This is a genomic window from Rothia sp. HMSC067H10 (assembly GCF_001810635.1).
GTDB classification, from domain to species: domain Bacteria; phylum Actinomycetota; class Actinomycetes; order Actinomycetales; family Micrococcaceae; genus Rothia; species Rothia dentocariosa.
This window is the reverse complement of sequence record NZ_KV802288.1, coordinates 186,570-192,884: the sequence shown is the minus strand read 5'-3', so window position 1 is coordinate 192,884 and position 6,315 is coordinate 186,570. Positions and strand designations below refer to the sequence as shown.

8 protein-coding genes are annotated in these 6,315 nt (G+C 57.5%); 1 reads left to right on the top strand and 7 read right to left on the bottom strand.

Annotated features, from left to right (window positions below; genetic code table 11):
* Positions 1 to 115: 115 nt before the first annotated feature.
* Positions 116 to 514, bottom strand: a complete 399-nt coding sequence (locus HMPREF2756_RS03390) for a thiol-disulfide oxidoreductase DCC family protein (RefSeq protein ID WP_070618295.1) — start codon at positions 512 to 514, stop codon at positions 116 to 118.
* 128 nt (positions 515 to 642) lie between these two features.
* Between HMPREF2756_RS03390 and HMPREF2756_RS03385 the strand changes: the two genes are divergently transcribed.
* Entirely contained in the window at positions 643 to 1,359 is a 717-nt protein-coding gene (locus HMPREF2756_RS03385; protein ID WP_070618292.1) for a metal-dependent transcriptional regulator, read from the top strand.
* Between the two features lie 117 nt (positions 1,360 to 1,476).
* Here HMPREF2756_RS03385 and HMPREF2756_RS03380 read toward each other — a convergent pair whose 3' ends face one another.
* The 6 genes from HMPREF2756_RS03380 to HMPREF2756_RS03355 form a co-directional block, all read right to left on the bottom strand.
* Entirely contained in the window at positions 1,477 to 2,346 is an 870-nt protein-coding gene (locus HMPREF2756_RS03380) for a metal ABC transporter permease (protein ID WP_070618289.1), read from the bottom strand.
* A 1-nt stretch (position 2,347) separates the two neighbouring features.
* Positions 2,348 to 3,124 (bottom strand): metal ABC transporter ATP-binding protein, encoded by a 777-nt coding sequence (locus tag HMPREF2756_RS03375; RefSeq protein ID WP_070618286.1) that lies wholly within the window; start codon positions 3,122 to 3,124, stop codon positions 2,348 to 2,350.
* 129 nt (positions 3,125 to 3,253) lie between these two features.
* Positions 3,254 to 4,150, bottom strand: coding sequence for a metal ABC transporter substrate-binding protein (locus HMPREF2756_RS03370; protein ID WP_004005789.1), 897 nt, complete (start codon positions 4,148 to 4,150; stop codon positions 3,254 to 3,256).
* A 411-nt stretch (positions 4,151 to 4,561) separates the two neighbouring features.
* Positions 4,562 to 4,768: a hypothetical protein gene (locus tag HMPREF2756_RS03365; RefSeq protein ID WP_004005790.1), complete on the bottom strand. Its 207-nt coding sequence runs from the start codon at positions 4,766 to 4,768 to the stop codon at positions 4,562 to 4,564.
* Entirely contained in the window at positions 4,768 to 5,187 is a 420-nt protein-coding gene (locus tag HMPREF2756_RS03360) for a hypothetical protein (RefSeq protein ID WP_048780214.1), read from the bottom strand. The genes HMPREF2756_RS03365 and HMPREF2756_RS03360 overlap by 1 nt, the downstream gene beginning before the upstream one ends.
* Positions 5,188 to 5,411: 224 nt before the next feature.
* Positions 5,412 to 6,215, bottom strand: coding sequence for an exodeoxyribonuclease III (locus tag HMPREF2756_RS03355; protein WP_070618329.1), 804 nt, complete (start codon positions 6,213 to 6,215; stop codon positions 5,412 to 5,414).
* Between the last annotated feature and the right edge of the window lie 100 nt (positions 6,216 to 6,315).

Below are 6,315 nucleotides of genomic sequence, written 5' to 3'. Positions count from 1 at the left end.
GGCACGCCCGGCGGTACTCGACCTGCTCAACCGGCTGGATGCGCCATCGCCTCCCGCCATATAAAAGTACTTCTCAAATGCTGACTACGGGGATACTCCGCGAAGAACTTACGTTTCAGGCCGGTTTTACCGCACACGAAGAGGTACACCCCAAGCGAGAGGTAAGGCGAGAAATCTCCGCCCGGTGCCCCGCAACCAAACGGTACGCTCGGTGCGCGACGGGCCGCATCGGCGGATTCAACAGGAGAACCCCGGCGGCACACAGGCACTTGCCGCGCAGCGTCGCATCCGGGCAGGTGCGCAGGGTCAGGGCGATCGCATCCGAACCGTAGATGATCTGCCCAGCATCGTTAATGAACGGCAAGGCGTGGGCGAAACGGCGCGCATCCACGCGGTACTGCACAAGATTTTCGGGCGTTCCAGGCAAAATACGCGCCCTCGGTTCGAGGCGACGCAGCAGATTCGCGCTCGCGGTGCAGAAACCACAGTCGGGGTCGTACAGAAGAACGCTCATGACCCCATCCTAACCGAGTACCCATCCACCCGCGAGCAGATAGCAATTCGTTATCTTTTCGTCGAAATACTATCTGCTCGCGGTAAGAAAAGGCACACCCGAACCCGAACTTCGGTAAACTTATCCTTATGCCCTTGTCAGAACTATCTGTGAGCACCCAGAACTACCTCAAAGCCATCTGGTCACTTGAAGAGTGGACGGAAGCTCCTGCGACCGCATCCGCCCTAGCCGAACGCATGGGGCTGCGGGTTTCTTCGGTCTCAGACGGGCTTAAACGACTTGCGGCGGCCGATCTGATCGATCATCAGCGCTACGGCGCCATCGAACTCACCCAGCTGGGGCGCACCTATGCGGTCGCCATGATCCGCCGCCACCGCCTGATCGAAACTTTCCTGGTGGAAACTCTGGGCTACACCTGGGACCGTGTGCATGACGAAGCCGAGGTGCTCGAACATGCGGTATCTGATTTCATGATTGAGCGTATCGACGCGATTCTGGACCACCCTACGCGTGATCCGCACGGCGACCCTATCCCGGATGCGTCCGGGCGTATCTCATTCCCACACACCGTTCCGCTTACCCAGTGCGAGCCCGGCGAGCGCGTAATTTTGGAGCGGATCACCGATTCCGACCCGAAGCTGCTGCGCTATCTGCAGGATCACGGTTTTGTTCCCGGCGCGCGTTTACTTCTTGAAGAGGGCGCCCCCTTTTCGGAGGCGGTTAACGTGCGGGTTCTCGCGCACGCCAATAATTCCGATGCGCCTGCCGCTCAAAACCCGAATTCGAGCGCTATACCCTTAGGAACCGCCGCGGCAGCTGGGCTTTTCGTCTCTCGCTCATCATAGCTTTGCCTCGGTAATTTTGCCTTGGGGCTCGGGGGCTCGGATGCCTTAGGCACATCGTGCGCGGCTGCGCCCGAGCCGCCGGGTGAACTCATGATCCCGCGCGAATCTGCCGCAAACCTAGTCTTCTGCCTGCTCTGCTGGGCGGCGTGCCGCGCGCATCCGCCCCAGAATCCCGTAGCGCGGGGCGAATATATACGCGGTCAAGAAAATAATGCCCTGGGTAACGACCACGGCACCGCCGGGGGAAATATCCAGATGGTAGCTACTATAAAGCCCCACGAGCGTACCCAGCACCGACACTCCGACCGAGACCGCGAGCATTGGCGTGAAACGGTCAGTGAGCAGACGCGCAGTTGATCCGGGAATCACAAGCATGGCGACTACGAGCACGACTCCTACGATCTGCAGCGCCACCACGCTCGTGAGCGCCAGCATCACCAGAAGCAGCGCGCCAAGAACCCTGGGGCGCAGCCCGATAGCGTGCGCGAACCCGCGGTCGAAGGCGTACAGAATAAAATCGCGGCGCTTAATAAGCAGGACACCCGCCACGATGACGGCGAGAATAGCTACCTGCCAGACATCCGGCCAGGATACGCCCAGCACGTTCCCGAAAAGAATATGGTTCAGGTCGGTGCTTGAGGGTGTCACTGAAACCAGTACGAGCCCGAGCGCAAAAAGAGTTGTGAAGACAATGCCGATAGCGGCGTCCTCACGCACGCGCCCGCTGCGCTGGACCGCGCCGATCAGGGTGACGGCAACGAGCGCGGCAATCACCGCTCCCACAGCAAAGGGGATGCCCGCAATATAGGCGAGCACCACGCCGGGCAGTACCGCGTGCGAGATCGCATCGCCCATGAGCGACCAGCCGAGCATCACGAGCCAGCAGGAAAGCAGCGCACAGACCACGGCGGCAATCACGGTAACGACCATGGCGCGCGTCATGAAGGGAAGGGTGAACGGTTCCACCAGGTAATCCAGAATGCTCATGCTATTCTCCCTTCTCACGCCGGGTCTGCTCGTCGGATGCGCCGCTATCGGCGCCCGCCTGAACCTGCATACCAAACGCCTGCACCAAATTTTCGGGGGCTAACACCGCCTGCGGGGTGTCGTGCATCAAAATCGTTTGACGCAGCAGCAGAGCATCGTCGGCAAAGGCTCGTAGAGACGCCAAGTCATGGGTTGAAACCAGCACGGTTGCACCCTCGCTGCGCATCTGCTTCAACACCTGAATAAGCATGGATTCTGACCTTTTATCCACTCCGGCGAAGGGCTCATCAAGTAATAGAAGTCGCGCGCCCTGCGCTATCGCCCGCGCCACGAATGCCCGCTTGCGCTGTCCGCCCGAGAGTGCCCCGATTTGACGATGCGCAAGCTCGGTCAGCTCTACGCGCTCTAGGGCGTGCTCGACCGCCTGCTTATCGGTGGCACGCAGCCGACGGGTGATGCCCAGCCCGCGGTACCGCCCCATCGCCACGACCTCACGCACCGAGACGGGAAAGCTCCAGTCTATTTCTTCGCTCTGCGGCACATAGCTGACAATGCCGTTTTTACGAGCAAGGTATGGTTCTTTGCCCGCGATCTCCACGGTTCCGGTATGCGCGGGAATAACACCCATAATGGCTTTGAAGAGGGTCGATTTTCCCGAACCGTTCATGCCGATCAGTCCGCATATACTCCCGGTACCAAGCTCGAAAGTAGTCTCGTACAGGGCGCGCACGGTTCCATAATGGACGCCCAAGTTTTCGACTCTCAGCAGTGTTTCCATAGGTTTTATACCCGACAAATTTCGTTCTCGTACTTCTTCTGAGCCCCGCTCGTCGTCCGTGACGGGGGGGCGTCCTCACTACACACCGGCGGGGCGCGGTATGCGGCAGCCTACTCCCCCGCCAAGCGGCTAGGATTGCTTGCCCGTCAGCCCCGCAACAATGGTGCGCGCATCGTGACGAATCATATCAAGATAGGTAGGGACCGGACCATTCGCCTCAGAGAGCGAATCGACATAAAGCACGCCGCCGAATTTGGCACCGGTCGCATCCACGACCTGACGCATGGGATCATCCGAGACGGTAGACTCACAGAATACGGCGGGCACCTGGTTCTCGCGCACAAAATCAATGGTCGAGCTTAGCTGCGAGGGGGTTGCCTGCTGTTCAGAGTTCACCGCCCAAATGTATTTTTCCTTGAGACCGGCATCCGCCGCCAAGTACGAGAAAGCACCTTCGCAGGTTACGAGCGCCCGCTGATTCTCGGGCAGAACGCTAACATCGCGCACCAGCTCATCCTGAACCTGCTGCAGCTGTTTCTTATAGTTTTCCCCATTGGTGCGGTAATCATCGGCATGGGCGGGGTCAAGCTTACTGAATTCGCGCACCATATTATCCACGTAAACCTGCACGTTCTTGGGGCTCATCCACGAATGCGGGTTGGGTTTGCCGGCATAAGCGTCCTCGGCAATATTGATCGGCTGCACCCCCTCGCTCACGGTGGCGTGCGGGGCGTTAGAATCCTGCACGAACTTGGTAAACCAGCTTTCCAGGTTCAGTCCGTTGTCGAGCACCAAATCAGCATCATGCGCCTTCTTAATATCGCTGGGAGTAGGTTCATACTCGTGAATCTCGGTTCCGGGCTTGGTCAGCGATTCGACATTCAGGTGATCACCCGCAACGTTTTTAGCGATATCCGCCAGCACGGTGAAGGTGGTGAGCACGGTCTTCTTTTCGTCTTGCTTCCCCGCCGAAGTACAGGCGCTGAGCAGAAGCACAAGGATACTGGCCAGAGCTATCCCCAGCATGAGAAAACGGCGCGGATGTGCGGTACTTACAGTGTTAGCGTTCGCACCGTGACGGTGCGCAGTGAATACGGTTGTCATGATTTCGCTTTCTTATGCTGCGGATGCATTACCCTGCTGACCTGTAGGAATCGCCTCCGACTCATTGAGGCTTCGTACCTAGATGTCGATCATCCTCGATAAACCGGTGCGAAACAGGATAATTTAACAATAGTTCGCCATGCCGAACTTTTCAACTGAGGCTATACGTTTTTAATCACACGCCCCGGCGAACCTTAGCTGAAGTATGGGGATTCAGGCTACGATTTAGCGAACCAAGATGCGAGTTTGCTGCCTGAACCTACGCACATAAAAATACCCGCACGATGCGCCCTTGAGCGGGCAATCGTGCGGGTCTACGTGTTCAGGGTTCCGCTAAATATGGAATTTCTGGTAGAACCAGCGGCGTATTGGGTTCATCGCCTGAATGCGCTCCAACTCGGCAATACGAGCCTTCATACCTGCAATGGCTTCTTTGGCTTCATTAATCGTGTGCTGCTTCTTATCCAGGTAATCCTGGTGCTCCTCGGGAGTAAACGACTTAACGTCGCGGCGCTCACCACGATAAAAAACGGTCGTCATTATTCCTCCCCTTCTTCTTGAACGTCCAGTGTATTCTCATTATCCAGATGAGTTACCCTGTTTTCAAGGTGCGCAGGGGTTTCAAATCTGGACGGCTCTTCATTTCCTTGCTCTAATCTCAAAAATTCTTCAGCAACCGCAGTGGCTATTTTGAGGTCATCAATTTCAAGCTCCGAGTCGCTGTAGTATTTCAAAATAACTTGCTGTGCCAGTGTGCGTTCAAGTTCCTTATCGCTATCCACATGCTCAACTGCCCATTGAATACGGTCGCGAAAATGGGTGCGCACCGCCTCCCGAGCACGTGCCTGGTTGGTTCTATAGGCAACCCTAATCGTAAAATATGCGGCACACACCGCGAGTAATCCTGAGGTATTACGGGCTACATCGCCCAGCACACCCCACGTTTCAGGACTTATCATTGTCACTCCCTAAATATCATTGCCTTCACCATAGCAGGGAGCGGTCGATGCATGTCGGCCTCTTCGTCACGGCCTCACAGGAGCATACGGTTCGCCCGTCAAAAAGTTTCGGTGCAGAATCCGGGGGGGGGAGAGACGGGTTACCCGGCCAGTTCTTCCCGCAGGGCGTTCGCCACAAATTCGGGCTGGAATACTTACTGACGGCAGAAAATAAGGTCTCGCCCCTAGTCAGCCAGCTCAATCACCACAGGGGTATGGTCGCTCGCGCCGTCCCCCTCGCGCTCTTCCCTATCGATCCAGGCGTTTTCCACACGGGCGGCGAGCGCCGGGGAGCACAGCTGAAAGTCGATGCGCATCCCCTCATTCTTCGAGAACCGCCCGGCCTGGTAGTCCCAGTAGGTGTACTCGCCCTGGGTGTAAGGGCGCACCGGATCGACGAGCCCTTCATCATTGAGCAGGGCATAGAACGCCTCGCGTTCTGGGGCGGAAACATGGGTGAGGTCGTTCTCCCGGAAAAAGTCGATATCCCACACGTCGGTATCTTCGGGTGCCACATTCCAGTCGCCGACGAGCGCGAACTGTGCGGCGGGGTCGGCGTGCAGCCAGCCGTTGACGTTGGTGCGCAGCTGGCGCATCCACTCCATTTTGTATGCCATGTGCGGGTCGGTGAGCCCGCGCCCATTAGGTACGTATAGGCTCCAGATGCGCACGCCGTTGCAGGTGGCACCGATGGCTCGCGCTTCAACTTCGACGGGGTCACCGGGTTTTCCGAAGGCGGGCTGGTTCGGGAAGGTTCGTTCGACGCTGTCTAGCCCCACTCGGGATGCGATTGCTACCCCATTCCACTGGTTCAGCCCGTAATGCGCCACCTCGTACCCCAGGAATTCAAAGAGCTCGAAGGGGAAGGTTTCGTCCTTAGTTTTGGTTTCCTGCAGGGCGAGCACATCGACTTCGGTTTTATCGAGCCAGTCCTCGATGCGGTCGGCGCGGGCGCGAATGGAGTTCACGTTCCAGGTAGCAATCTTCATGTACACCAGCTTACCGTGTGCGCCCTGCCACACACCTCCCATAGCTTATTGGAAAAATTGGCTATTTTTTCCAATAAGCCCCCGATTGCGTGTACTAAAA